General features: G+C 58.8%; 28 protein-coding genes and 1 tRNA gene. 13 read left to right on the plus strand and 16 right to left on the minus strand.

The features are described from left to right. Positions 1–144 precede the first annotated feature (144 nt). The 6 genes from flgE to E1573_RS25575 form a co-directional block, all read right to left on the minus strand. Positions 145–1,464, minus strand: a complete 1,320-nt coding sequence (gene flgE / locus E1573_RS25550; protein WP_133217323.1) for a flagellar hook protein FlgE — start codon at positions 1,462–1,464, stop codon at positions 145–147. A gap of 27 nt (positions 1,465–1,491) precedes the next feature. Next, entirely contained in the window at positions 1,492–2,196 is a 705-nt protein-coding gene (locus E1573_RS25555) for a flagellar hook assembly protein FlgD (protein ID WP_133217324.1), read from the minus strand. 13 nt (positions 2,197–2,209) lie between these two features. After that, the gene (gene flgC / locus E1573_RS25560) at positions 2,210–2,653 is read right to left on the minus strand and encodes a flagellar basal body rod protein FlgC (RefSeq protein ID WP_045189108.1); all 444 of its coding nucleotides are present in this window, start codon (positions 2,651–2,653) and stop codon (positions 2,210–2,212) included. 3 nt (positions 2,654–2,656) lie between these two features. After that, positions 2,657–3,064, minus strand: a complete 408-nt coding sequence (flgB, locus tag E1573_RS25565) for a flagellar basal body rod protein FlgB (protein ID WP_133217325.1) — start codon at positions 3,062–3,064, stop codon at positions 2,657–2,659. A 243-nt stretch (positions 3,065–3,307) separates the two neighbouring features. Then, positions 3,308–4,135 carry a protein-glutamate O-methyltransferase CheR gene (gene cheR, locus E1573_RS25570; RefSeq protein WP_133217326.1) on the minus strand — a complete coding sequence of 276 codons (828 nt, stop codon included), beginning with the start codon at positions 4,133–4,135 and terminating at the stop codon, positions 3,308–3,310. A 50-nt stretch (positions 4,136–4,185) separates the two neighbouring features. Beyond that, positions 4,186–5,115, minus strand: a complete 930-nt coding sequence (locus E1573_RS25575; RefSeq protein WP_133217327.1) for a chemotaxis protein CheV — start codon at positions 5,113–5,115, stop codon at positions 4,186–4,188. Between the two features lie 71 nt (positions 5,116–5,186). Between E1573_RS25575 and flgA the strand changes: the two genes are divergently transcribed. The 4 genes from flgA (at position 5,187) to E1573_RS25595 (ending at position 7,758) form a co-directional block, all read left to right on the plus strand. Then, positions 5,187–5,939 (plus strand): flagellar basal body P-ring formation chaperone FlgA, encoded by a 753-nt coding sequence (gene flgA / locus E1573_RS25580; RefSeq protein WP_133217328.1) that lies wholly within the window; start codon positions 5,187–5,189, stop codon positions 5,937–5,939. A 166-nt stretch (positions 5,940–6,105) separates the two neighbouring features. Beyond that, positions 6,106–6,420, plus strand: coding sequence for a flagellar biosynthesis anti-sigma factor FlgM (gene flgM / locus E1573_RS25585; RefSeq protein ID WP_133217329.1), 315 nt, complete (start codon positions 6,106–6,108; stop codon positions 6,418–6,420). Positions 6,421–6,466: 46 nt separating this feature from the next. Continuing rightward, positions 6,467–6,934, plus strand: coding sequence for a flagella synthesis protein FlgN (locus E1573_RS25590; protein ID WP_133217330.1), 468 nt, complete (start codon positions 6,467–6,469; stop codon positions 6,932–6,934). An 80-nt stretch (positions 6,935–7,014) separates the two neighbouring features. Next, the gene (locus tag E1573_RS25595) at positions 7,015–7,758 is read left to right on the plus strand and encodes a flagellar brake protein (RefSeq protein WP_133217331.1); all 744 of its coding nucleotides are present in this window, start codon (positions 7,015–7,017) and stop codon (positions 7,756–7,758) included. Between the two features lie 82 nt (positions 7,759–7,840). On the opposite strand, the gene E1573_RS25600 is transcribed toward E1573_RS25595, so the two are convergent. The 3 genes from E1573_RS25600 to bkdR all read right to left on the minus strand — a co-directional run bounded on the left by E1573_RS25600 (position 7,841) and on the right by bkdR (position 11,250). After that, on the minus strand, positions 7,841–9,163 hold the full coding sequence (locus E1573_RS25600) for an MFS transporter (RefSeq protein ID WP_133217332.1): 1,323 nt from the start codon (positions 9,161–9,163) through the stop codon (positions 7,841–7,843). Positions 9,164–9,256: 93 nt separating this feature from the next. After that, positions 9,257–10,498, minus strand: coding sequence for a glutamine synthetase family protein (locus E1573_RS25605; protein ID WP_165957392.1), 1,242 nt, complete (start codon positions 10,496–10,498; stop codon positions 9,257–9,259). Positions 10,499–10,761: 263 nt separating this feature from the next. After that, positions 10,762–11,250 (minus strand): Bkd operon transcriptional regulator BkdR, encoded by a 489-nt coding sequence (gene bkdR / locus E1573_RS25610; RefSeq protein ID WP_133217334.1) that lies wholly within the window; start codon positions 11,248–11,250, stop codon positions 10,762–10,764. Positions 11,251–11,452: 202 nt separating this feature from the next. Here bkdR and E1573_RS25615 point away from each other — a divergent pair, with 202 nt between their 5' ends. From E1573_RS25615 to lpdA, 4 genes are read left to right on the plus strand one after another with little or no spacing between them, the layout of a single operon-like run. Next, on the plus strand, positions 11,453–12,685 hold the full coding sequence (locus E1573_RS25615) for a 3-methyl-2-oxobutanoate dehydrogenase (2-methylpropanoyl-transferring) subunit alpha (RefSeq protein WP_133217335.1): 1,233 nt from the start codon (positions 11,453–11,455) through the stop codon (positions 12,683–12,685). A 1-nt stretch (position 12,686) separates the two neighbouring features. After that, a complete protein-coding gene (locus E1573_RS25620; protein ID WP_133217336.1) occupies positions 12,687–13,745 on the plus strand; it encodes an alpha-ketoacid dehydrogenase subunit beta in 1,059 nt (352 codons plus the stop codon). Beyond that, a complete protein-coding gene (locus E1573_RS25625) occupies positions 13,746–15,032 on the plus strand; it encodes a dihydrolipoamide acetyltransferase family protein (RefSeq protein ID WP_133217337.1) in 1,287 nt (428 codons plus the stop codon). A gap of 2 nt (positions 15,033–15,034) precedes the next feature. Next, entirely contained in the window at positions 15,035–16,420 is a 1,386-nt protein-coding gene (gene lpdA / locus E1573_RS25630) for a dihydrolipoyl dehydrogenase (protein WP_133217338.1), read from the plus strand. 102 nt (positions 16,421–16,522) lie between these two features. Here lpdA and gcvA read toward each other — a convergent pair whose 3' ends face one another. Next, on the minus strand, positions 16,523–17,455 hold the full coding sequence (gcvA, locus tag E1573_RS25635; RefSeq protein ID WP_177494602.1) for a transcriptional regulator GcvA: 933 nt from the start codon (positions 17,453–17,455) through the stop codon (positions 16,523–16,525). 112 nt (positions 17,456–17,567) lie between these two features. Here gcvA and E1573_RS25640 point away from each other — a divergent pair, with 112 nt between their 5' ends. Together E1573_RS25640 and E1573_RS25645 are read left to right on the plus strand one after the other, a co-directional pair. After that, complete coding sequence (locus tag E1573_RS25640) at positions 17,568–18,203, plus strand: glutathione S-transferase family protein (RefSeq protein ID WP_133217340.1); 636 nt, start codon at positions 17,568–17,570, stop codon at positions 18,201–18,203. Between the two features lie 25 nt (positions 18,204–18,228). After that, entirely contained in the window at positions 18,229–19,275 is a 1,047-nt protein-coding gene (locus E1573_RS25645) for an LLM class oxidoreductase (protein WP_133217341.1), read from the plus strand. Positions 19,276–19,318: 43 nt separating this feature from the next. Here E1573_RS25645 and E1573_RS25650 read toward each other — a convergent pair whose 3' ends face one another. Continuing rightward, positions 19,319–20,332, minus strand: coding sequence for a diguanylate cyclase domain-containing protein (locus tag E1573_RS25650; protein ID WP_133217342.1), 1,014 nt, complete (start codon positions 20,330–20,332; stop codon positions 19,319–19,321). 236 nt (positions 20,333–20,568) lie between these two features. On the opposite strand from E1573_RS25650, the gene E1573_RS25655 reads away from it, so the two are divergent. Further along, positions 20,569–21,075: a hypothetical protein gene (locus E1573_RS25655; RefSeq protein WP_133217343.1), complete on the plus strand. Its 507-nt coding sequence runs from the start codon at positions 20,569–20,571 to the stop codon at positions 21,073–21,075. 75 nt (positions 21,076–21,150) lie between these two features. Here E1573_RS25655 and arsH read toward each other — a convergent pair whose 3' ends face one another. From arsH to E1573_RS25675, 4 genes are all read right to left on the minus strand, one after another. After that, the gene (gene arsH, locus E1573_RS25660; RefSeq protein ID WP_133217344.1) at positions 21,151–21,852 is read right to left on the minus strand and encodes an arsenical resistance protein ArsH; all 702 of its coding nucleotides are present in this window, start codon (positions 21,850–21,852) and stop codon (positions 21,151–21,153) included. 12 nt (positions 21,853–21,864) lie between these two features. Then, positions 21,865–22,335, minus strand: a complete 471-nt coding sequence (locus tag E1573_RS25665; protein ID WP_133217345.1) for an arsenate reductase ArsC — start codon at positions 22,333–22,335, stop codon at positions 21,865–21,867. A gap of 56 nt (positions 22,336–22,391) precedes the next feature. After that, on the minus strand, positions 22,392–22,739 hold the full coding sequence (locus tag E1573_RS25670) for a metalloregulator ArsR/SmtB family transcription factor (RefSeq protein ID WP_133217346.1): 348 nt from the start codon (positions 22,737–22,739) through the stop codon (positions 22,392–22,394). Between the two features lie 132 nt (positions 22,740–22,871). After that, positions 22,872–22,948, minus strand: a tRNA-Arg gene (locus tag E1573_RS25675). 300 nt (positions 22,949–23,248) lie between these two features. Here E1573_RS25675 and E1573_RS25680 point away from each other — a divergent pair. Next, on the plus strand, positions 23,249–23,452 hold the full coding sequence (locus E1573_RS25680) for a hypothetical protein (RefSeq protein ID WP_133217347.1): 204 nt from the start codon (positions 23,249–23,251) through the stop codon (positions 23,450–23,452). A 4-nt stretch (positions 23,453–23,456) separates the two neighbouring features. Here E1573_RS25680 and phnN read toward each other — a convergent pair whose 3' ends face one another. Further along, positions 23,457–24,053, minus strand: coding sequence for a phosphonate metabolism protein/1,5-bisphosphokinase (PRPP-forming) PhnN (phnN, locus tag E1573_RS25685; protein ID WP_133217518.1), 597 nt, complete (start codon positions 24,051–24,053; stop codon positions 23,457–23,459). Between the two features lie 341 nt (positions 24,054–24,394). On the opposite strand from phnN, the gene E1573_RS25690 reads away from it, so the two are divergent. Further along, a complete protein-coding gene (locus tag E1573_RS25690; RefSeq protein WP_038616878.1) occupies positions 24,395–24,721 on the plus strand; it encodes an Arc family DNA-binding protein in 327 nt (108 codons plus the stop codon). Positions 24,722–24,751 lie beyond the last annotated feature (30 nt).

Genomic DNA, 24,751 nt, shown 5'->3' on the forward strand with positions numbered 1-24,751 from the left:
CCTCCCAACCTCCCCGTAGGATCGGGCTTGCCCCGCGATAGCGGCATGTCAGATAAACCGCTATCGCGGGGCAAGCCCGCTCCTACAGGGGTGCAGCTAAATAAAAAAGCCCCTGCAGGCAGGGGCTTGGCACCGCACAAAGCATCAAGTCATTTGAATGATGGTTTGCATGATGGTGCTTTCAGTGGAAATGGTTTTGGCGTTGGCCTGGTAGTTACTCTGCGCCTTGATCAGGTTAACCAGTTCACCAGTCAGGTCGACGTTGGAGTCTTCCAATTGGCCGCCATAGATCTTGCCCATGGTACCGGTACCTGGATCACCGATGATCGGCACGCCCGAAGCGTACGATTCGGTCCAGGCAGTGCCGCCCACTGGGGTCAGGCCCTGAACGTTGGCGAAGTTGGCAATCGCCACCTGGCCGATCACTTTGTCTTGGCCGTTGGTGAAGTTGGCGAACAGGTTACCGCTCTGGTCGACAGTCAGGCCGCTCAGCTCACCAGTGGCGTAGCCATCCTGGTTTTTCGCGGTGGTGGCCGAAGCAGCGTTGTACTGAGTGGTTGCCAGCATATCCAGGGTCACGCCGCCGACTTTGGCCGTAGCACCGTTTTCAACCCAATTACCTGCCGCGTTTTTCTCGGCTGGCTTCCAGCCTGCAAGCTGGAAGGTCTTGGTGTCGGTGATGGTCAAGCCACCGGTTACCGGGCCTGCGGTCATGGCCGCAGTGTCCAGGCTACCGTCGGTTTTGAACGGCAGCTTGTTGACCAGCGGGGTGGTCAGCGACGGGTCAGCCGGGTTGCGACCATCAATGGTGGTGTACATGGTCCAGGAGTTAGTACCAGCGTCTTTGACGAAGTACTGGTTCATCTGGTGGGCATTACCCTGGCTGTCGTAGACGTCGGTGTTGAAGGTGTAGTTGTAGCTACCCACTTCAGACGGATCGAACGGCGCAATCTTAGGCTCGGTAGCGCTGGAATTGAGGTTCAGCGTTTCGGTAATCCGACCGGTCGGGTTGGGCGCAAGGTTGGAGGTGTCGATCTGCAGATCGGTGAGCACGCCCTTGATGACCTTGCCATCGCTATCCACACCATAGCCCTGCAGCTTGGCGCCCTGGGCGTTGACGATGTTGCCTGCCTTGTCGCTGTAGAACGCACCGGCACGGGTGTAGACCTTGGTACCGTTATCGCTCATGGCGAAAAAGCCGTTGCCGTCGATGGCCAGGTCCAGGCTCTGGCCGGTGCCGCTGAAGTTACCCTGGGTGAACATCTGCGACACCGCAGCAGTGGTCACGCCACTGCCGATGGTGGTGCGGCTACTGGTGCCGCGAATCGACGAGGCATACTGGTCAGCGAATTCGGTACGCGACGATTTGAAGCCGGTGGTGGCGACGTTGGCAATGTTGTTGCCGGTGACGCCCAGTGCTTTGTTTGCTGCGTAAAGCCCGCTCAGACCGATATTGAAAGACATGTGCTCACTCCTGCCGCTTTATCGGCCCTAGATTCCAATGGATTGAATTTTCGACAGCGCGATGCTGCCGAGCCCAGCCAGATTCAGCATCATTTCCGAACCGTTGCTGCCCATGGTTACGCTGGTGACCGAGGCTGGCAGGTTGGTCGTCATCGTTTTCGCCGTGCCGTCGATGGTTCCTGAGGCCTTGAAGGTATAGGTACCAGCAGGTGCAACTTCGCCGTCGCTGTCCTTGCCATCCCAGGTAAAGTCGACCTGGCCGCCTTTCTGACTGCCCAGATCAAGCGTTCGCACCAGATCGCCGTCACTGTTGTAGATACCGACCGTGGTCAGCGTGCTGGACGAAGTCAGGTTCATCGAACCTTTCATTTCCTTGCTGGTGTCGACCACTGCTTTATCGGTTTCCACCACCACATTGCGGCCCACCAGCGAAGACGCCTGCAGGGCAATCGACGACAGGAATGCACCACCAATGGTGGCAACCGACTCGTTGAGCGTCTGCATGCTTTCCAGGCTGCTGAACTGCGCCAGTTGCGCCACAAACTCGCCGTTTTCCTGAGGATCGAGCGGGTTCTGGTTCTTCATCTGCGTGACCAGCAGCTGCAGGAACGCATCTTTGCCCAAAGCGCTGCCGGCGTTGCCGGTATTCGGGTTATTACCCGTGGTCTCAGGCTTTTGTAGCGACTGCAGCACTGCGTTGCTGACACCCGCGGTCGTGTTGGTTGTGGTCATCCAGCTACTCCTGTTACTGACCCAGGGTCAGGACCTTCTGCATCATGGTCTTGGCCGTATTCATCAACTCGGCGTTGGTCTGGAACGAGCGACTGGCAGAAATCATGTCAGCCATTTCTTCGACCACGTTAACGTTCGGGTAGTAGACGTAGCCGTCTTTATTGGCCGCCGGATGGTTCGGCTCGTAGCGCGCCTCGAGGTTGCTTTGATCCTCGACCACGCCGAGCACCTGAACGCCCTGCCCGGCGGCATCCTGATCCTGGAACAAGGATTGACTTACACCGCCCTGAGCTTGCTGGAAGGTGGTGGCAAAGACCGGGTGACGGGCACGGTAAGTCTGGTCGATGCTCGACGACACCGTTTCAGCGTTAGCGATGTTCGAGGCGACGGTATTCAGACGCGTGGTCTGGGCACTCATGCCGCTACCGGCAATGTTGAAGACACTGGCGAGGGACATGACTTACTCTCCGCGCAGGGCCGATACCAGCCCTTTGAATTTACTGTTGAGCAGCGTGAAGCTGGCTTGGAAACCCACGGCGTTTTCCGCGTAGCTCGACTGCTCGAGCTGGGCATCGACGGTGTTCTGGTCGATCGACGGCTGCATTGGCGTGCGGTACTGCAAGGCTTCATCACTGAGACTCACGCCCTCGGCTTCGATGTGCCGGGCATTGGTACGGTCCAGCGCGAAATGGCCCTTGCTGGTTTGCTCAGCCTGTGCGGCCAGCACTGAAGCGAAGCTCATGTCACGCGCCTTGTAGTTAGGCGTGTCGGCGTTAGCGATGTTATTGGCCAGCACTTCAGCGCGCTGAGCGCGAAAGCCCAATGCCTTTTCGTGAATACCAAGCGCTTTGTCGAAGCTGATGCTCATGTCGGGGAAACCTTCGAAGGTTTTTCGTTGACTGAGCTAGAGCAAGAGCCATGCCAAAAAACAAAACCCCGTAAATACGGGGTTTTGGATGTCTTGCCATCGGCGGCAATGCCAGAAAAGCGGCAAAGGCTTTCCGCCTGGCGCCAGCAAAGCGGCAATTACTACCTACGGTAGGAGCGGGCTTGCCCCGCGATGCGGTGTGCCAGGTAGGTCGCTGTCGCGGGGCAAGCCCGCTCCCACCGGTTATTTGGCTTGGTAGATGATGCCGGGGCTGCACTGAACCATCTGGTAATGGTCTGGCAGGCCGTTGAGCGCTTCAGAGGCGCCAAGGAACAGGTAACCACCTGGCTTGAGCGTGCTATGGATACGCAGCAGGATGTCTTTCTTCACCTGGGCCGAGAAGTAGATCAGTACGTTGCGGCAGAACACGATGTCGAACTTGCCCAGGCTGGCGTAGCTGTCGAGCAGGTTGAACGAACGAAATTCCACGCGACTGCGAATCGGCGCCTTGACCGCCCAGCGGCCTGGCCCCTTCACATCGAAATAGCGCTGCAGGCGTTCCTGCGATAAGCCACGGGCAATGGCCAGACTGTCGTACTCGCCCGTCTTGCAGTTAGTGAGCATGGCACCCGACAGGTCGGTGGCGACAATCTGCGCGCCCATCTTCAGCTGACCAATGTTACTGCGCTCGAACTCATCGATGGCCATGGAAATCGAGTACGGCTCCTGCCCCGAGGAACAGGCGGCCGACCAGATGCGCAAACGCTGGCCAGGGTTGGCCTTGATCTGCTCAGGCAAGACTTTGTTCTTCAGCACTTCAAAGGGGTAGGTATCACGAAACCACAGGGTTTCGTTGGTGGTCATGGCATCGACCACCTGTTCGCGCAATCCACTGCGCGGCTGGCTTTGAATGCGCTGTACCAGTTCGGTCAGGGTTTTGATGCCCTGCTGCTCCATCAGCTTGTTGAGACGGCTGGAGACCAGGTACTGCTTATTTTCGCCCAGCAGGATGCCACAGGCTTTTTCCAGGAAGACCCGGAACTGTTCGAAATCCAAATTACCCGTAGACACTGATGCCGCCTCTTAAATCATGTGAACTGCCAGGGGCTGCCCCCTGGCCGTTAGTGCGTGGCCTTGATGCGGTCGACAACGCGCTGGGCGAGGTCGTCCGGCTTGAACTTGGCCAGGAAATCATCCGCCCCGACCTTTTTCACCATCGCCTGGTTGAACACCCCGGAGAGCGAAGTATGCAGGATGATGTGCAACTTTTGCATGCGCGGGTCGCTGCGGATCTCGGCGGTCAGGGTGTAGCCGTCCATCTCCGGCATCTCGATATCGGAGATCATCATCAGGAACTCTTCTTCCGGACGCTTGCCTTCATCGACCAGCTTGCGCAGGTAATCCAGTGCCTGACGACCATCATTGAGCGCCACCACTTCCACCCCAACCGTCTGCAGGCAACGGCTAACCTGCTTACGTGCCACCGACGAGTCATCGACTGTCAGCACCCGCAGTAACACGGCCTTGTCCTGCACCTCGGCATCGACGACACCATCTGAGATCGACTCGGAGGTCGGCGCAACTTCGGCGAGGATTTTCTCCACGTCGATGATCTCGACCATCTTGTTGTCGACCCGGGTCACCGCGGTCAGGTAGTGATCGCGCCCGGTGCCCTTGGGTGGCGGATGGATCTCTTCCCAGTTCATGTTGACGATGCGCTCCACCGAATGGACCAGAAAGCCCTGGGTCTTGGTGTTGTACTCGGTGATGATCACAAAGCTCTTGCTGACATCTTCACTCAGACCGGGCATACCGGTCGCCATCGCCAGATCGAGGATCGGGATGGTTGCCCCACGAATATTCGCGACACCGCGCACTACCGGGTTGGACTTGGGCATCACGGTCAGGGGTGGGCATTGCAGCACTTCCCGCACCTTGAACACGTTGATCCCGTAGAGCTGCTCGCCATTGAGGCGAAACAGCAACAGCTCCAGACGATTCTGCCCCACCAGTTGCGTGCGCTGGTTCACCGAATCCATTACACCCGCCATGCCAGACTCCTTCACCAAACGCTTCAAGCTTTGTACCCAGTGTCGGCACGCGCTTTGCTTTTTTTAATCGTATGAACACGAAAACGACATTTTTCCGACGCCTGACCTGCCCGCTGCCCGGCTTCCTTGCTGCGCTGTGCCTGCTGGTCCCTGGCGTTCGCCCGCTGGCTGACGCTTTTACCTTGCCTGAACAGCTTATCGGTGTCACCCAGGGGTTTCTTGAATTCACCGTGGAAGACTACCTGGCCAGCAGCCAGACCGAAGGGCGTTACGAGATCCAGGTCAACAACCTTGACCCGCGCCTGCGCATGCCGCTGTGCGACCAACAATTGGACGCCAGCCTGGAAAGCCCGGCACAACCGCTGGGCCGTGTGACGGTGCGAGTACGCTGTGAAGGCACGTCGCCATGGACGGTATTTGTTCCAGCCCAGGTCCGCCTGTTCCGCAATGTCGTCACCGTGGCGCGACCACTCAAGCGCGAAAGCATTGTGGGTGAGCAAGATGTCATGTTGCGCGAACGCGATGTCGGCTTGCTCAACCAGGGGTTTCTCAGCAGTCTTGATCAGGCAATCGGCTTCAAAGTCGTGCGCCCGACCGTGATGGATCAGGTGCTGACCCCGCAACACCTGGAACAAGCTGAGGTGATCCGCAAGGGCGATCAGGTGGTGATCACCGCGCGCAGCGGCACGCTCAGTGTGCGCATGCCTGGCGAAGCCTTGAGCAAAGGCGGCCAGAGCGAGCAGATCCGGGTGCGCAACCTCAATTCCAAACGGGTGGTCAAGGCCAGGGTCACCGGCCCAGGCCAGGTCGAAGTGGCCATGTAAACGAGGAAACCGAGAACAACGCTAGCGATCAGGAACTGCTTTTCCTAAACTGTGTCCATTGGGTGCCCGGAACGTAGCGCGCAGTTTGTAAAGAATTGCGCCTAAAGTTTCTCTCGGTGTGGCCGAAAACAAGGCAAGCGTCCCTATACCCAGAGGTTTTCTGATCATGGTCATCGACTTTAGTCGTTTGAATAACTCTCCGTCGGTTGCCGGCGTGCGCACTGGCAATAGCCAGGAAAGCACCGCCAGCAATACCGCCGCCAAGGCCGACACGGTCAGCCAGGCTGGCACCAGCGGGGAAACCGTACACCTGAGCCACGAGGCCCAGCAGTTGCAAAAGGTCAGCGATCAGCTGCGCGATCAGCCGGTAGTCAACAGCGCCCGCGTGGCGGAGTTGAAAAAAGCGATTGCCGACGGTAGCTACCAGGTCGACAGCAATCGTGTCGCCAGCAAACTGCTTAATTTCGAAGCCCAGCGCTAGCCCCCTGGCGCGCTGACTTCAGGACGCTTGAACCAAAGAGCCAGCCATGCACGACACTACCTTGCTGCAATTGATCGAAGACGATTTTGCGCCAGCGCAACAAATGCTTGAATTGCTGCAGACCGAAGCCATCGCCCTGCTCGGCCGCGACATGCCGTTGCTGGAAAACCTTCTGGCACGCAAGCAATCGCTGGTGATCCTTCTCGAACAGCAAGGTCAGCGCCGCAGCCAACTGCTTGCCAGTCTTGGCTTGAGCCAGGACCGCGAGGGCGTTCAGCAATTGGCCAGCCAATCGCAACTGGGCGAACGCCTCATGCAACAACTCGACGCGCTAAGCAAGCTGCTCGCCGACTGCCAAGCGATCAACGAGCGCAACGGCCGCTCGATCCAGCTTCAGCAAAACAGCACCGCCAACCAGATCAGAATTCTCATGGGCGGCGAATCGCCGTCGCTCTATGACGCGCGCGGATCGACCTCCCCTCTTGCCAAGCCTCGGACGCTCAGCCAGGTTTGATTCCCTGTATCAAGGCACGGAACATACTGGCAGAATGCCGTTACTTGCGTGTGCCGTTTTTGCCTGGAGATTGATTACCCGTGTTCAATGAAGCAGAAGCTCCGCAGCCGCCAAAGGTGTTGACGACCCCTTTGGAAATCGCCGCTAACTTGCGATCGCTACAAGAGAGCCATGACCCGCTGATCATTACCTTTCACGAACGCAGCCAGCGATTCCAGAGTTATGTGGTTGAAGTCGACCGCGAAAACAATCGCCTGACGTTCGATGAAATGATCCCCCGCGACGGCGAACGCTACCTGGAAAACGGCGAACCGTTCCGGGTCGAGGGCTTTCATGACGGTGTGCGCATTGCCTGGGAATGCAACACCGCGCTGAGCATCCATGAGATTGACGGCCATCGCTGCTACCGCGGTGCATTGCCGAACGAAGTGGCTTATCACCAGCGTCGCAATGCCTTCCGCGCAGCACTGAAGCTGTCGCAACTGGTCGACATCAAACTCGACGGCGACAAGATCAAAGGCAATGGCGAACTGCGCGGCAAGTTGCTGGACATCTCTGCCACCGGCTGCAAGCTGCGTTTCGACGGCAATGTCGAAGAACGTCTGCAACTGGGTCAGGTGTACGAGAAGTTCGCGGCGGGCGCACCGCTGGGCTTGAGCCAGGTTGAAGTTGAACTGCGCCACCTGCATTTCGAAGAGCGCTTCAACACCACCTTTGCCGGCGTACGTTTTCACAACCTCAGCGGGCAGATGCAGCGCAAGGTTGAAACCTTTGTGTACCAGCTGCAGCGTGAAGCGCGGCGCTTCGACAAAGACGATTACTGAGTTTCAAAGCATCGCGGGGCAAGCCCGCTCCCACAGGTTTGGTGTGATCCACTGTGGGAGCGGGCTTGCCCCGCGATAAACCTCAAACTGGCGCCGGCTTCTCCTCTTCGCCTTCACCCTCTTCCTCTTCAGTGTCTTCAGCCGCCACCGGCGCCTGCATCTGATCTTGCACCACCTGTTCATCCACCCGTGGGTCGAGTGCTGCCGACAATGGCGAGCCCGCCGCCGGCATGGCCACGTGGTTGAGCGGTGCATCGTCGACCTGGTGCAGACCGGTAACCGCTTTCGGACGAATCCGCCAGACCAGCACCAGGGCAAAGAATACGAAGAAGGCATAGAGCATCTGAGGGCCGAATGACTTCATCAGCACCCCAGACACCAACGGCCCGATACTGGCGCCAACGCCATAGGTCACCAACAACATGGCGGTGAGCGAAACACGCCGCTCACTCTCCACATGGTCGTTGGAAAATGCCACGGCCAACGGGTACAGACAGAACTGCAGCAACGACACCACAAACCCGGCAGCGAACAACACCACCAAGGGTACGGTCGGCATGATCGCCAAAGGTAAGGCGGCAAGGGCCAGGCCCACGGCGGCACTGCGGATCAATACCGCTCGATCATAGCGATCCGAAAGCCAACCCAACGGCCACTGCACCAGCAAGCCTGCGAAGATACAGCAGCCCATGAACAAGCCTACGTACTCGGTGCTCAAGCCTTGCTTGGCCGCATACACCGGTGCCAGGCCGTAGAAAGAACCAACAATCAGCCCCGAGCCCAACACCGTACTCAACGATTGCGGCACGCGCTTGATAAAGAAGCGTGGTTCCATCGGTGCCGGTCGCAAGGGCGCCGGGTGAATGCGTCGGGTCATGGCCACTGGCACCAGGCACAAGGCAAAACACATGGCCACCAGCATCAACAGTTCAGGGCCCAGTTGCGGATGAGCCACCAGGATCAACTGACCGAGCACCAGCCCCAGGTACGAGGCGATCATGTAACCGCTGAACACCGCACCGCGTTGCTTGGCATCGGCCTGCTCGTTGAGCCAGCTTTCAATGACCATGTACTGGCACATCATGCCCAGGCCGACGATCACCCGCAGCACCACCCACGCCGGCAACCAACTGACCAGACCATGGCCCAGCACCGCCGCACCGACAATACCGGCACAGGTGGCATAGGCACGGATGTGCCCGACGCGGGCGATCAGCCGGTGACCGATCTTGCCGCCCAGGGCCAGACCGAAATAGTTGGCCGCCATCAGTGCACCGACCCACAGGCTGTCGACATGATCGGCCGCCAGCCGCAGGGCCAGGTAGGTACTCAACAAGCCGGAGCCAATCAACATCATCAGCGCGGCAAAATACAACGCGCGAAAAGACTTCCAGATCTGTCGCATCAGCGTCCCGAACGGCCCCTTGAGCAGGTGGAAAAACTGCTTGAAAGCATAAGTGAAAAAAGCGGTACTGCAGGTACAGCGGTCAAAAAAAGGCTAGGCCTGAGCCGCCAGGACACGACGCTCCCACGGGGTGATTTCATCAAAGAAGCTGGTCAGCTCCATCGTCTTGGTAGCGAGGTAGCCGTCGATGAATTCATTGCCAAACAACTCCCGCGCCAGCGCGCTGCGTTTCAGGCGTTCAAGGGCTGCGTGCAAGGTACACGGCAAGCTCAAGTGCTCGGGCACTTCGAACTCACCCTGGATCGCCGCCGTCGGTTCAAGCTGCTGCTCAATGCCGTGCAAGCCGGCAGCAAGGCTGGCAGCAATGGCCAGGTAGGGGTTGGTGTCGGCGCCGGGCAAACGGTTCTCGACGCGCCGCGCCACCGGTGAGCTGGCGGGAATGCGCAGACCGGCCGCGCGGTTGTCTTGCGACCAGCAGGCATTGTTTGGCGATGCATACGGGTGACACAGGCGCTGGTAGGAATTGACGTTCGGCGCGAACAGCGCAGTGAAATCAGCCATGCATGCCTGCAAACCACCGATGAAGTGGTAGAAGGTCGGCGTCGGTTTGCCGTCGGCATCGCTGAACACGTTGCGCTGGGTAGTGATGTCCACCAGGCTTTGGTGAATGTGCATGGAACTGCCCGGCGTGTGCGCCAGAGGCTTGGCCATGCACACCACGGTCAGGCCATGTTTGAGCGCCACTTCCTTGAGCAGATGCTTGAACAGCAGCGTCTGGTCGGCCAGCAGTAACGGATCACCATGCAACAGGTTGATCTCAAATTGGCTGACACCCATTTCATGCATGAAGGTGTCACGCGGCAGACCCAAGGCCTCCATGCAGCGATAGACTTCATTGAAGAATGGGCGCAGGCCATTGTTGGAACTGACACTGAACGCTGAGTGCCCTTCTTCCCGCCGGCCATCCTTGCCCACTGGTGGCAAGAACGGCTGGTGCGGATCGGTGTTCGGGGCGAAGACAAAGAACTCCAGTTCAGTCGCCACCACTGGCGCCAGGCCGCGGGCGGCGTAGCGTGCAATGACCGCCTTGAGCAGGCCGCGCGTGGATAGACCAGAACTCGCACCTGAGAGCTCAACCGCGTCACAAATCGCCAGCGCGCGCGGTTCATCACTCCAGGGCAGGCGGTGGATTTGCTCAGGGTCCGCTACCAGCGCCAGGTCGCCGTCATCGCTGCCGTAGAAGCGTGCCGGTGGGTAGCCGCCCATGATGCATTGCAACAGCACACCCCGGGCCATCTGCAAGCGACGGCCTTCAAGAAATCCGGCAGCGGTCATTACCTTGCCGCGCGGTACGCCGTTGAGGTCGGGGGTAACACACTCGATCTCATCGATGCCGGACAATCGCTCTGCGAGCGCGCACTGGCCACTGGTCGTCATGACACTATCCTTATTGTTTTGCCAAACCGTGTAAGAAGATACCTACAAAATAGGCACCGAGTGTTCAGAATATCAAGCAGTCTGTAGGACCGATCGCGGGGCAAGCCCGCTCCCGCAGGCCAGGGCTTTTGTGGGAGCGGGCTTGCCCCGCGATGGCGATATCAATCACCCCGCAAGGTCATGCCATTAGCCGGCAACGGCAACGCAGTTTTATAGCGCACCTGCTTCAAGGCAAAACTGGAGCGGATATTGGCCACGCCCGGCAGACGCGTGAGGTAATCGAGAAAGCGTTCCAGCGCCTGAATACTCGGCAGCAGCACGCGCAACAGGTAATCCGGATCACCGGTCATCAAGTAGCATTCCATGACTTCCGGGCGTTCGGCGATCTCCTCTTCAAAACGGTGCAGTGACTGTTCAACCTGCTTTTCGAGGCTGACATGAATGAACACATTGACATCCAGGCCCAGCACCTCGGGCGCCAGCAAGGTCACCTGCTGGCGAATCACCCCCAGCTCTTCCATGGCTTTGACCCGGTTGAAACACGGTGTCGGCGACAGGTTGACCGAGCGTGCCAGCTCGGCATTGGTGATCCGGGCATTTTCCTGAAGACTGTTGAGAATACCGATGTCGGTACGATCCAGTTTGCGCATGAGAGAATTTCACCTGTTTTTTTTATTTATAGGGAATGTTTATCCGCAACCCCCAACAAAGGCAACGAACTTGAGAGAAATATTCTTCAGGTGCTTGCATATCATGTAGGACAAGACTGACTTCCTGGTCACAAGCCGGGGTTTCAGCAGCGACCGCTTCAAAGCTCAACAAAAACACAAGACAGAGCGAGCGTAAAAAAGCATGAACGAGTACGCCCCCCTGCGTCTGCATGTGCCCGAGCCTACCGGCCGGCCAGGCTGCCAGACTGATTTTTCCTACTTGCGTCTGAACGATGCCGGTACGGTCCGTAAACCTCCCGTCGATGTAGAAGCCGCTGATACCGCGGATATCGCCTACAGCTTGATTCGTGTACTGGACGACAAAGGCAATGCCCTGGGCCCGTGGGCCGAAGACATCAGCCCTGAGATCCTGCGCGAAGGCATGCGCACCATGCTCAAGACCCGGCTGTTCGACAGCCGCATGGTGGTTGCCCAGCGCCAGAAAAAGATGTCGTTCTACATGCAGAGCCTGGGTGAAGAAGCCATCGGCAGCGGCCAGGCCATGGCCTTGAACCGCACCGACATGTGCTTCCCCACCTACCGCCAGCAAAGCATCCTGATGGCCCGCAATGTGTCGCTGGTCGAGATGATCTGCCAGTTGCTGTCCAACGAGCGCGACCCGCTCAAGGGCCGCCAATTGCCGATCATGTACTCAGTACGCGAAGCCGGCTTCTTCACCATCAGCGGCAACCTGGCGACCCAGTTCGTCCAGGCCGTGGGTTGGGCCATGGCCTCGGCCATCAAGGGCGATACCAAGATCGCCTCGGCCTGGATCGGTGATGGCGCCACCGCCGAATCCGACTTCCACACCGCCCTGACCTTCGCTCACGTCTACCGTGCGCCGGTGATCCTCAACGTGGTTAACAACCAGTGGGCGATTTCTACCTTCCAAGCCATCGCTGGTGGTGAATCGACCACCTTCGCCGGTCGCGGTGTGGGTTGCGGTATCGCTTCGTTGCGGGTCGACGGCAACGACTTCATCGCCGTGTATGCCGCCTCGCGCTGGGCCGCTGAACGCGCCCGCCGTGGCTTGGGCCCAAGCCTGATCGAATGGGTCACTTACCGTGCAGGCCCGCACTCGACCTCCGATGACCCGTCCAAGTACCGCCCGGCCGATGACTGGAGCCACTTCCCGCTGGGTGATCCGATTGTCCGCCTCAAACAGCACCTGATCGCCATCGGCCACTGGTCCGAGGAAGAGCACCAGGCGGTCACTGCCGAACTTGAGGCCGAGATCATTTCCGCGCAGAAAGAAGCTGAGCAGTACGGCACCCTGGCCGGCGGCCAGATGCCAAGCCCCGCGTCCATGTTCGAGGATGTCTACAAGGAAATGCCGGAGCACCTGCGTCGGCAGCGCCAGGAACTGGGGATCTGACATGAACGATCACAACAACTCTATCCAGTTGGAAACCGCCATGGCGACTACCACCATGACCATGATCCAGGCCCTGCGCTCGGCCATGGACATCATGCTTGAGCGCGATGACAACGTGGTCGTCTATGGCCAGGACGTCGGCTACTTTGGCGGCGTGTTCCGCTGCACCGAAGGCCTGCAGGCCAAGTACGGCAAGTCACGAGTATTCGATGCGCCGATCTCGGAAAGCGGCATCGTCGGCACCGCTGTGGGCATGGGCGCCTACGGCTTGCGTCCGGTGGTCGAGATTCAGTTTGCCGACTACTTCTACCCGGCCTCCGACCAGATCGTTTCGGAAATGGCGCGCTTGCGTTACCGCTCGGCCGGTGAGTTTGTCGCCCCACTGACCCTGCGCATGCCCTGCGGCGGTGGCATCTACGGTGGCCAGACCCACAGCCAGAGCCCCGAAGCGATGTTCACCCAGGTCTGCGGCTTGCGCACAGTGATGCCGTCCAACCCCTATGACGCCAAAGGCCTGCTGATTGCCTCGATCGAAAATGACGACCCGGTGATCTTCCTTGAGCCCAAGCGCCTGTACAACGGCCCGTTCGACGGCCACCACGACCGCCCGGTAACGCCGTGGTCGAAACACCCGGCCAGCGCCGTGCCTGATGGTTACTACACCGTGCCACTGGACAAAGCTGCCATCACCCGCCCCGGCAATGATGTGACCGTACTCACCTACGGCACTACCGTGTACGTGTCGCAAGTGGCGGCAGAGGAAACCGGGGTCGACGCCGAAGTCATCGACCTGCGCAGCCTTTGGCCGCTGGACCTGAAAACCATCGTTGCCTCGGTGAAAAAGACCGGTCGCTGTGTGGTGGTTCACGAAGCCACCCGCACCTGCGGTTTCGGCGCCGAGCTGATCTCGCTGGTTCAAGAGCACTGCTTCCATCACCTCGAAGCGCCGATCGAACGCGTCACCGGTTGGGACACCCCCTACCCTCACGCGCAAGAGTGGGCGTACTTCCCCGGCCCTTCACGCGTGGGCGCGGCTTTGAAACGGGTTATGGAGGTCTGAATGGGCACGCACGTCATCAAGATGCCAGACATCGGCGAAGGCATCGCACAAGTAGAACTGGTGGAATGGTTCGTCAAAGTCGGCGACACCGTCACTGAAGACCAAGTGGTGGCTGATGTCATGACCGACAAAGCCACTGTCGAAATCCCCTCGCCGGTCAGCGGCAAAGTCCTCGCTCTGGGCGGCCAGCCCGGCGAAGTCATGGCCGTGGGCAGCGAACTGATTCGCATCGAAGTCGAAGGCGCCGGCAACCTCCAGGCCAGCCCGGAAAAACCCGCCGAACCCGCTACCCCGGCTCCAACTGCAGCTGCAGCACCAGTGGGAGCGGGCTTGCCCCGCGAAGAGGCCACCAAGCCCGCCACACCTACTCCCTCTACCCACCAACCAGCGGCCATCACGCCCCGCGAAGCCAGCGACCGCCCCCTGGCTTCCCCAGCCGTGCGCAAACGCGCCCTGGATGCCGGCATCGAACTGCGTTACGTACACGGCAGCGGCCCGGCCGGACGCATCCTCCACGAAGACCTGGATGCCTTCCTCACCCAGCCGACCCGCAGCACGCAAAGCGCACCAGGCGGTTACGCCAAACGCAGCGACAGCGAACAAATCCCGGTCATCGGCCTGCGCCGCAAAATCGCCCAACGCATGCAAGATGCCAAACGCCGCGTCGCGCATTTCAGCTATGTCGAAGAAATCGACGTCACCGCCCTGGAAGAACTGCGCCTGCACCTGAACAACAAGTGGGGCGACAGCCGCGGCAAGCTGACGCTGCTGCCGTTCCTGGTGCGCGCCATGGTCGTCGCCTTGCGCGAGTTCCCGCAGATCAACGCCACCTACGACGATGAAGCCCAAGTCATCACCCGTCATGGCGCGGTGCATGTCGGCATCGCCACCCAAGGCGACAACGGCCTGATGGTCCCGGTACTGCGTCATGCCGAAGCCGGCAGCCTCTGGAGCAACGCTGGCGAGATCGTGCGCCTGGCCAATGCCGCGCGAGGCAACAAGGCCAGCCGTGAAGAACTGTCGGGCTCGACCATTACCCTGACCAGCCTCGGCGCGTTGGGCGGCATCGTCTCCACCCCGGTGGTGAATACCCCGGAAGTGGCGATTGTCGGCGTCAACCGCATGGTTGAACGGCCCATGGTGATCAATGGGCAAATCGTCATTCGCAAGATGATGAACCTGTCCAGCTCGTTCGATCACCGCGTGGTTGACGGTATGGACGCCGCACGCTTCATCCAGGCCGTGCGCGGCCTGCTCGAACAACCTGCCAGCCTGTTTGTGGAGTGACCATGCAAGCGACCCTCAACACCACCCTGCTGATCATCGGTGGCGGCCCTGGCGGTTACGTTGCAGCCATCCGTGCTGGCCAACTGGGCATTCCCACTATCCTGGTCGAAGGCCAGGCGCTGGGCGGCACCTGCCTGAACATCGGCTGCATTCCGTCCAAGGCACTGATTCATGTCGCTGAGCAGTTCCATCAGACTCAGCAGCACAGCCAGCAGTCGAATCTCGGCATCAAGGTCTCGCCGCCGAGCCTGGACATCGGCCAGAGCGTGGCCTGGAAAGACGGTATCGTCGACCGTTTGACCAGTGGTGTCGCCGCCCTGCTGAAAAAGCATGGGGTGAAGGTGATCCACGGCTGGGCAAAGATCCTCGATGGCAAAAGTGTCGACGTCGATGGCCAGCGCATTCAGTGCGAGCACTTGCTGCTGGCCACCGGTTCCAGCAGCGTCGAACTACCGATGTTGCCATTGGGCGGTGCGGTGATTTCCTCCACTGAGGCCTTGGCCCCCAAAGCCCTGCCCAAACACCTGACGGTGGTTGGTGGCGGTTACATTGGCTTGGAACTGGGCATTGCCTACCGCAAGCTCGGTGTCGAAGTCAGCGTGGTTGAAGCACGCGAACGCATCCTGCCGACCTACGACAGCGAATTGACCGCGCCGGTGGCCGAGTCGATCAAGAAGCTGGGGATCAAGCTTTACCTCAAGCATAGCGTCGAAGGTTTCGATACCGAGGCTCAGCGCCTGCAAGTCCGTGACCCTGCCGGTGAGCTGCTGCAACTGTCGACCGATCAAGTGTTGGTCGCTGTGGGCCGCAAACCGCGCACCCAGGGTTTCAATCTGGAAAGCCTGGCGCTGCAAATGAACGGTGCCGCCATCGCCATCGATGAGCGCTGCCAAACCAGCATGCGCAACGTCTGGGCAATCGGCGACCTCAGCGGCGAACCGATGCTCGCCCACCGGGCCATGGCCCAAGGCGAAATGGTCGCGGAAATCATTGCCGGCAAAACCCGTCGTTTCGAACCCAATGCCATTGCCGCAGTGTGCTTCACCGACCCGGAACTGGTGGTGGTCGGCAAAACCCCGGAGCACGTCGAGCAAGAAGGCCTGGACTGCATCGTTGCGCAGTTCCCGTTCGCAGCTAACGGCCGGGCCATGACCCTGGAATCGAAAAGCGGTTTCGTACGCGTGGTCGCGCGCCGTGACAATCACCTGATCCTCGGTTGGCAAGCTGTCGGCGTGGGTGTCTCGGAACTGTCGACAGCGTTTGCCCAGTCACTGGAAATGGGCGCTTGCCTGGAAGACGTGGCGGGCACCATCCATGCTCACCCGACCCTTGGCGAAGCCGTTCAGGAAGCGGCCTTGCGCGCCCTGGGTCACGCGCTGCACCTGTAACACACTGAAGCGGCTACGGCCGATTTGACCCGCTGCGCTCACGCACAGCGGGTATTTTTTTGCCCAGCCGCCAGTGGGAGCGGGCTTGCCCCGCGATTGCTGTCATTCAGGCTCATCGCATCGCGGGGCAAGTCGGGTCGCCGCACCGCCGCTCCTACCGGCCTCCGCCTTGATCCAGTCCACGAACGCCCGCACTTCAGGACGCTGCAGGGTGTCGGCACGGCTGACCAGGTAGTAGGCAAATCGCGACGGCCAGGGCTTGTCCAAGGCGACGACCAGCTTTCCAGCCTCAATATCCTCTTGCGCATGGGTGTCCTGCACCAGAGCAATACCCTGCCCCGCAGCGGCAGCACGCAAGAGCAGCAGGTCCTCTTCAAAGCTCATTCCACGCCGCGCCTCATCCCCCACTTGAACACCGTGGGCCTGTAACCAGAGCGTCCAGTCAGCACGGTCGCCGTCTTGCAACAACGGATACTTGAGGCAATCGGTCGGCTCGCTGATCACCGCACCCTGAGCCAGCAGCTGTGGACTAGCCACCGGCAACAACACTGGCGCCATCAGCCGAATCGACTCCAGCCCCGGGTAATGACCCAAGCCATGACGCAGGGCGACATCAATACGGTCGTGCTTGAAATCCACCAGCGTCGCTGCCGCCTCGATACGCACTTCGATCTGCGGGTGCAAAGCACTGAAGCGCCCAATTCTTGGCACCAACCATGTCGCCGCGAACGAAGGCACCGTGCTGATAGTGAGGCTTTTTTCGACGCTCAGGTTTTCCAACGTCGCATAGGCATTTTCGATCAGCTCAAAACCACGCATGAGGTTGGCGTGCACCCGCGCACCGGCTTCGGTCAGGTACACCCCATGGTGAGCACGCACAAATAGCGCAACCCCCAGGCGCTCTTCCAGCACACGAATCTGCTGACTGACTGCACCCGGCGTCACTCCCAGACGCTCGGCCGCTGCCTTCAAACTGCCCAGCCGCCCCGTCTCGGTAAAAGCCCGCAACGCCAGCAACGGTAAAACTGCGCCCACAGGCTGCAACCTCAAGTTAGAAATTCTAAACATACAAGCCAGAAATCATCGTTTCTCAGGCCTGCACTGGTTTTCTAGGATAGCCAGACAAACTCAAGGCGGGAAGCGATAGATGGATACCCCTGAACTGATCCTTTACAGCGATAGCTCACCTAATGGATTCAAGATCACCATTGCCCTTGAGGAACTAGGCCTGCCTTACACCCTCAAGCATGTGAACATCGAGTTGGGGGAACAGCGCAGTACGCAATTTCTTGCGCTCAACCCACATGGACGCATCCCCGTACTGGTCGACACGGCGACCAGTGTCACCCTGTTCGAATCAGCGGCAATTTTGCTGTACCTAGCCGAGAAAACCGGGCGCCTGCTACCAAGCGACCCCGCCACGCGCTGGTCAGCGATCAAATGGTTGATGTTTCACACCTCGAGCATGGGCCCGATTCTTGGCCAACGCGTGCACTACGAGCTGTTCGAAGATTCAGCAGATCACGCCGTAGTCGAGCGCTATCGACGCCTCACCGAAGAAACCTTCAGCACGCTGGATAACCAGCTCAAAGACAACCTCTGGCTGGCCGGCGCCACTTTCAGCGTCGCCGACATTGCCAACTTCGGCTGGTTACACATTGCTCGCATCATTGATTTCGACTTCAGCCGTTTCAACCATCTGAGCAATTGGTACGAACGCGTTAATCAGCGCCCCGCAGTACAGCGGGGCATCAGCCTGCCGCAGCCTGCAACCGGCCCGTGACACCCATCGTAAAAAGAGAATTGGCATGAATCAGATAGCGATACCCACCCGCTCCGCCATCACTTGTGGCGCCAGCGCGCCAGCGTTTATCGGACACCCAGGCTACAACCGAATGTTTGCGGCAAACCAACTGACGCTGGGCATTTTCTTGCCATTGCGTTTTTATGAAGGCGACATGAGCGTTCTGGCTGGGCAAACTGAGCTGGTTGGCGAGATTGATCGCCTAGGATTCGCGGCCACCTGGGTACGTGACGTCCCCCTGTTTGACCCGGGCTTTGGTGATGCCGGGCAGGTGTTTGACCCCTTCACCTATCTGGCTTATCTGGCGGCCAGAACCCAACGCATTGCCCTGGCCACTGGCAGCGCGATCTTTTCACTGCGCCACCCAATTGATCTGGCCAAAGCAGCTACAACCATCGATCAATTGTCCGGCGGGCGTCTGGTCATGGGCATCGCTTCCGGCGACCGCCCCATCGAATTCCCCGCCTACGGCCTGGAGCACAGTGAACGCGGTGAACGCTTTGCCAACGCGGTGGATTATTTCCGCCAACTGCTGCAGGACCCTGAGCCCGCGATCCGCTCAACACTCGGACAATTCAGCGGCGCGCAGCTATTGCCCAGGCCTGTCACCGGCAAAATTCCCTTGTTGGTTACGGGCTCGTCACGCCAATCGATGCAGTGGCTCGGCGAACAGGCCGATGGCTGGCTGACCTTCCCGCACGCCACGCACACCAGCAGCGGCCCGGCACAGCTCGGGGAAAAAATCCGGGCCTGGCGCCAGCTTATTCCAGATCAAGGCTTTCGCCCCCACGTCACCAATGAATGGATCGACCTCGACGAAAACCCCAACTACCCGCGCACTCCATTGCGTGGCGGCTATGTATTGAGGACCGGCCGCAAAGGCCTGATTGATCTCCTCGGCGAGTGGCGCGATGTCGGTGTCAATCACGCCGCGCTCGGTATTCATCTGGCCCGCCGCCCAACACGCGAGATCATTCAAGAACTCGGCGAAGACGTCCTGCCCTTGTTCCCCGCCCACGAAGGGCCACAACCGCTAGCGCAACACTGGTAACCAGAGGCCAGCCCACTTCCTTACGCTGTAGGGCAGTGGGCGTTCATTCAGCGATACGATCCTTGCCTGCCGCTTTGGCCCGATACAACGCTTGATCAGCGCGCGCCAGCAAATGTTGCTGATCTTCCCCCTCCTGACGCTCGACCACACCGTAGCTCATCGTCAACTGATGCTCGCCAATCGCCGGCGCTTGCTCCAGCGCCTGACGGATTGTGATTGCCAATCGATGAGCATCGGCTAGTGATGCGTCGACCAGGACCACTACAAATTCATCACCTCCCCAACGAGCAAGCAGCTCGGTGTCACGCAGGCAGCTTCTGATCCGCGCCACCAAGTCGATCAGGGCGCTGTCACCCCGGGCATGGCCGTAGCGATCATTGATCGGCTTGAAGTCATCCAGATCCATCACAATCAGCGACAACGACTGACGAAAGCGCCGGGCGCGTTCACATTCTTGCTGCAGGACTTTTTCCAGACGGTACCGGTTGGCGATCAACGTCAAGGTATCGCGCTCTGTAAGGTCTCGGTTCTCATCCAACTGCCGCTGCAATTGTTGATTGACCCATGAGAGTTCCTGCGTGCGCTCGGCCACCAGTGCTTCCAGCGACGAATTTTGTTGCTGCAATTGCTGCAGCAAGCGCTTACTGGCATCGATGTTACGGTGCGCACCCAACATCCGCGCCACAGCGCCATCCGGGTTGCGCGCGATGATATGACCGCTGTCTTCAATCCACAGGTAGCTGCCATCCTGACATTTGCAGCGGTATTGCACCCGGTACTGATCAGACTGCCCGGTGATGTAGGCTTCAAAGTGCGCCATCACCCGCGGGTAATCCTCCGGGTGAATAATGCTTTCCCAGGTAAATACCGAGTTGTCCAGCGAATGGCTGGCATAACCGAGCATCTTGTACCAGCCTGGGTTGCGATAGACATAACCACTGTTGGCATTCCAATCCCAGATACCGTCACTGATCAGATCCAGCAGGGTTTGCAGTTGAGCGTCCTCGAACGCGATGAATGGCGCTTTCGGTGCTGCCGATTCAGATGCTTTGCTCATGGGTCTCTCCCTTGTCCCGGACGGCTACGTCCCTCCTTGTATTGGCGCTGTCATGCGGATGGCGTTGCCGTCGACGGCAAAAGATTTCCCTTTCAGGGCAAAAGCGCACCGAAGGTACGCCGTCTCACACTCGTGCGCGCCTTTACATACTAGAACCTTGAGCGCTTTTAACCAGCTGGCACAGGAATTGCGGCTGCGACACTGCAGGCTGGTATTTGCTCAAGGAGAACGATCCAGTGAACATCATCAACAGCGCTGGCTGGCAGCAGTTAGCAAGCAACCCTATACGCTACACCGCAGATGCAATAACGGAACGACAAGCGCAGTTCCACGTCCCGGTTGCCAGCAGTGGTGCCGCACCTCAGCAGCAAAGCCGCGGCAACACCGCTCAGCAGAACACCGATCAGTCATACGAAGAAGCCATGGCCAAGCTCAAGGTGCAGCTGCAAACACTCAAGCAGTTCACCGGCACTGAGGCCGACACCCCTGCCAGCAGTGCCGTGCAGGAGTTTCGCGATTACATGGCCTTGTCACCTGCCGAGAAGATCAAAGAAAAACTGCTGAACGAACTTGGCATGACCAAAGAAGAATTCGATGCTTTGCCACCTGAAGAGAAGGACAAGATCGAACGTAAAATTGCCGAGCAGATGAAGGAAGAGACGGAGCTCGACAGCCTGGCGACCCTGAGCACTCACCTTCAAAGACCTTCCCTGGTAGCGGAGCGGGATGCAAAACTGACGTAAGTGGCATTTGGCCTGCTGGCGATCTACCTTGTCGAAGGTATTCAAGAGAGCGGCAGGTCAAACCGTTCGAAAACCTCAAATTGAACGCTGATTGACCCGGGCCATGAGTTGCTCGGCAGTCTCCTTGCGCTCCGAATAACGATCGACCAGTGTTTCTTGATGATCACGTAGCAGCACAGTGAACTTCACCAGCTCCTCCATTACGTCAACGACCCGGTCGTAGTACGCCGACGGTTTCATGCGACCTGCTTCGTCAAATTCCATGTAGGCCTTGGGCACCGAGGCTTGATTGGGGATGGTGAACATCCGCATCCAGCGACCCAACACCCGCAGTTGATTGACCACATTGAACGATTGCGAACCGCCACAGACCTGCATCACTGCCAAGGTCTTGCCTTGCGTCGGGCGAATGGCACCAAGTGCCAGGGGAATCCAGTCGATTTGCGCTTTGAAGACTGCCGACATCGCCCCGTGCCGTTCAGGCGAACACCAGACCTGCCCCTCCGACCACAGCACCAGTTCACGTAACTCCTGCACTTTGGGATGCTCTACGGGAGCATCGTCTGGCAGTGGCATTGCACTAGGATCGAAAATTCGGGTTTCGGCACCAAAGTGCTCCAACAGGCGCGCGGCTTCTTCTACCAACAAACGACTGAACGAACGCTCGCGGGTTGATCCGTACAACAGCAAAATACGTGGCTTATGGGTACCCGGCCGAATCAGGGCTGACGAGCCCTCAAACAGAGAGGTATCAAGGTTGGGAAGCTGAGCAGACATATGTCCTCCTGATCAGAGTGCGCCGACTCGATCCAGCTCGCGCTTGAGCTGATCACGATTAAGGCTGTTGAAGGGCAGTTTGAAGAAGGCATTACAGCGCCGCTCAATACGCGCCAGTGTGCTGTGAAAGGCTGCTTCAATTGCAGCCTCGTCTCCGCTCACCTCAGAGGGATCTTCCAAGCCCCAATGCGCTTTCAGCGCTTGGCCGAAGTAAATCGGGCAGCTTTCGCCCGCCGCTTTGTCGCACACGGTAATGACGATATCTGGCAGGTTATCCCTGAAGGCGTCGTTGCCCTTGCTGCTCAAACCTTCGATAGAAATACCGGCCTGCTGAAGTGTGCTCAAACTCAGTGGCAGCACCTGGCCTTTGGGAAAACTCCCGGCACTCACAGCTTCGAATCCTTCCGGCGCCAAGTGGTTGAACATGGCTTCTGAAAGGATGCTGCGACAGCTATTGGCCGTGCACATAAACAAGACTCGCATGATTGGCTCCTGGCGCTGCGGGCGGACGTTAGGGCTTAAGCTCGGTCGTAGTGGGATCAACAACAGGCGGTGTCACGAACAGGGCGTCCGTCCATGTGCTGCAGGCGCGAAGCATTGTTGTGGAGCCAATCGGCATTGGCCCGAAGCGTCACCTGCAGAATCTCGGTTACCCAGTCGGGCAGGTTCGGGTTGAGGCGGTAGTAAACCCATTGACCTTGGCGGCGATCCAACAGCAAGCCGCTGCTGCGCAGTTGGGCGAGGTGGCGGCTTACCTTGGGCTGACTGTCATCCAGAGCACACATCAACTCGCACACACAGAGCTCTCCTTGGTCGGCAATCAGCAAGGTGGCTCGGACTCGCGTCTCGTCAGCCAGGCTTTTGAAAATCTCTGGGGGAGTGAGCATGGAAGACACCTAAAACATATGGAAATACGAATATACGGATTTCCATATGTAAAAGGCAAGCCGAAATGCATGCAGGCTGGCGAACGCAGGGGCAGCCAATCGACAATTAAACACAGGAACACTGGAGTTGGATGGTGTCCCAGGGCAGGTTCGAACTGCCAACCTTCCCCTTAGGAGGGGGATGCTCTATCCAATTGAGCTACTGAGACATAGAGCCGGCAACGATCGCTGCGCGACAGAGGACGGCGTGCATGTTAACCAGCACGCTGGCATTTGTCATGTCATCCATGGGGCTTTTTGCCTGTAGCTTTTATGCAAGCGTCAGCGCAGATCGTGCATTTTGCAACAAGGCAGAGGGCCATTATTGCAGAATGCACGGGGCAGCCTTTGTAAAATCAGCCTATTTATTTGATTTTAAAAGACTAAACGTCGTTTTTCCGCTGGCATGCAGCGTGCAACCTTCACCCACAAGTGCCCGGCAACCGCCCTGCCTCTGTGGAGTATGCCTGATGAACCGCACACTGCTTTTGCTCAATGCGCTGGCATTGGCCGTACTGGTCGGCCTGATTCTGCAGCCAGACAATTCCGAGGTATCGGCCCAAGCCCAAACACCCTCTGTGATGAGCCCACGGCTGGTTGATTTTGGTAACCGTGCCGGGTCGACGCCGGCGCCCAGCGAGCAAGCCGGCAGCGAGCAGCGGCTGATTTTCTGAGCACTCAGCCGCTAATCAGAAGCCCCTGCTCACGCAGCAAGTCGAGTAATCGCGCCACTGCGTCTTCAAGGCGGGTTGAGTTATCCAGCAGGAAGATGCCTTGCTCGGGCAAGCTCAGTTGCTGGCTGCGCGCCAGGCGCTTTTCTATATCGTCCAGGCTCTCACGCCCTCGGGCCAGCAAGCGTTGGCGCAATACCTGTGGCTCGACGCTGAGCAACACCGGCAGTAGATCCGGATAACGCTGCCGAGCCAACGGCAAATACCCGCGCGAGCCGTTGATCAGTACTGTTCGCCCCTGTTCCAGCCAGCGATCAATCTGCACCGGAATGCCGTAAGACAGGCCATTGGCCTGCCAATGCAAGGCAAACTCACCCGCCGCACACATCTGCTCAAAGCGCTCATGGGAAACCCCCAGGGCATCTTCTCCCTTGGCCTCTGCCGAGCGGGTGATGACCCGCCTGGCGACGGCGACATTGTGCGCCTGGAGTGCAGGCCGGGCAGCGTCGATCAATGAGTCCTTGCCAGCACCGGAAGGCCCCATCAAATAAACCAGGCGCCCAGGCAGAACTGTACGGCGCGCGGTTCTTGCGTCATGCTGCATAGCCACTATGCTCATCAGTAAGGAAGCCTGCGCATTCTAGGCGCTTTCCGCGGCGTTTTCGCCTGCCACTTACAGGTGGCGGTAAAACCTCCGATGGAGCGTTAAATGAAAAAATGAAAAATTTCCAACCAGTGCTCATTTCTGATAATTGGTACTGGCAAAAAGCCTTCACACGGCTCAATATTTGTCACAGAATTGACGCCAAGGAACCGGCGACAATGAGGCATGATGTACACCTCATTCACAATTCAGGTTGAACATTTTGTCGCCGTGATGGTCGTACTGAGATCGTGCGGCCAATTTCGAGAACCGCTTCCCCTGAACTACAACCGGTCAATTATATGCGCCCAATGAAACAGGCTGTTTACTCAAGCCGCACCGCTGACAAATTCGTCGTCCGCCTCCCCGACGGAATGCGTGAGCGCATCGCCGAGGTAGCGCGCCATCATCACCGCAGCATGAACTCGGAAATCATCGCCCGCCTGGAACAGAGCCTGATCCAGGAAGGAGCTCTGGGTGATGAGCTGAGCATGCGCCTCGACAGCCCGGAGCTGTCGCTGCACGAGCGCGAACTGTTGCAACGCTTTCGCCAACTTTCACACCGCCAGCAGAACGCCTTGGTGGCTCTGATCGCTCACGATGTCGAGATGGCCGCAGACGCTTCCTGAGCCCTGCCCGCCCGAATAAAAAAGCCAGCT

Origin of the sequence: Pseudomonas sp. H9 (assembly GCF_004353925.1) — a bacterium.
Classification (GTDB): Bacteria; Pseudomonadota; Gammaproteobacteria; order Pseudomonadales; family Pseudomonadaceae; genus Aquipseudomonas.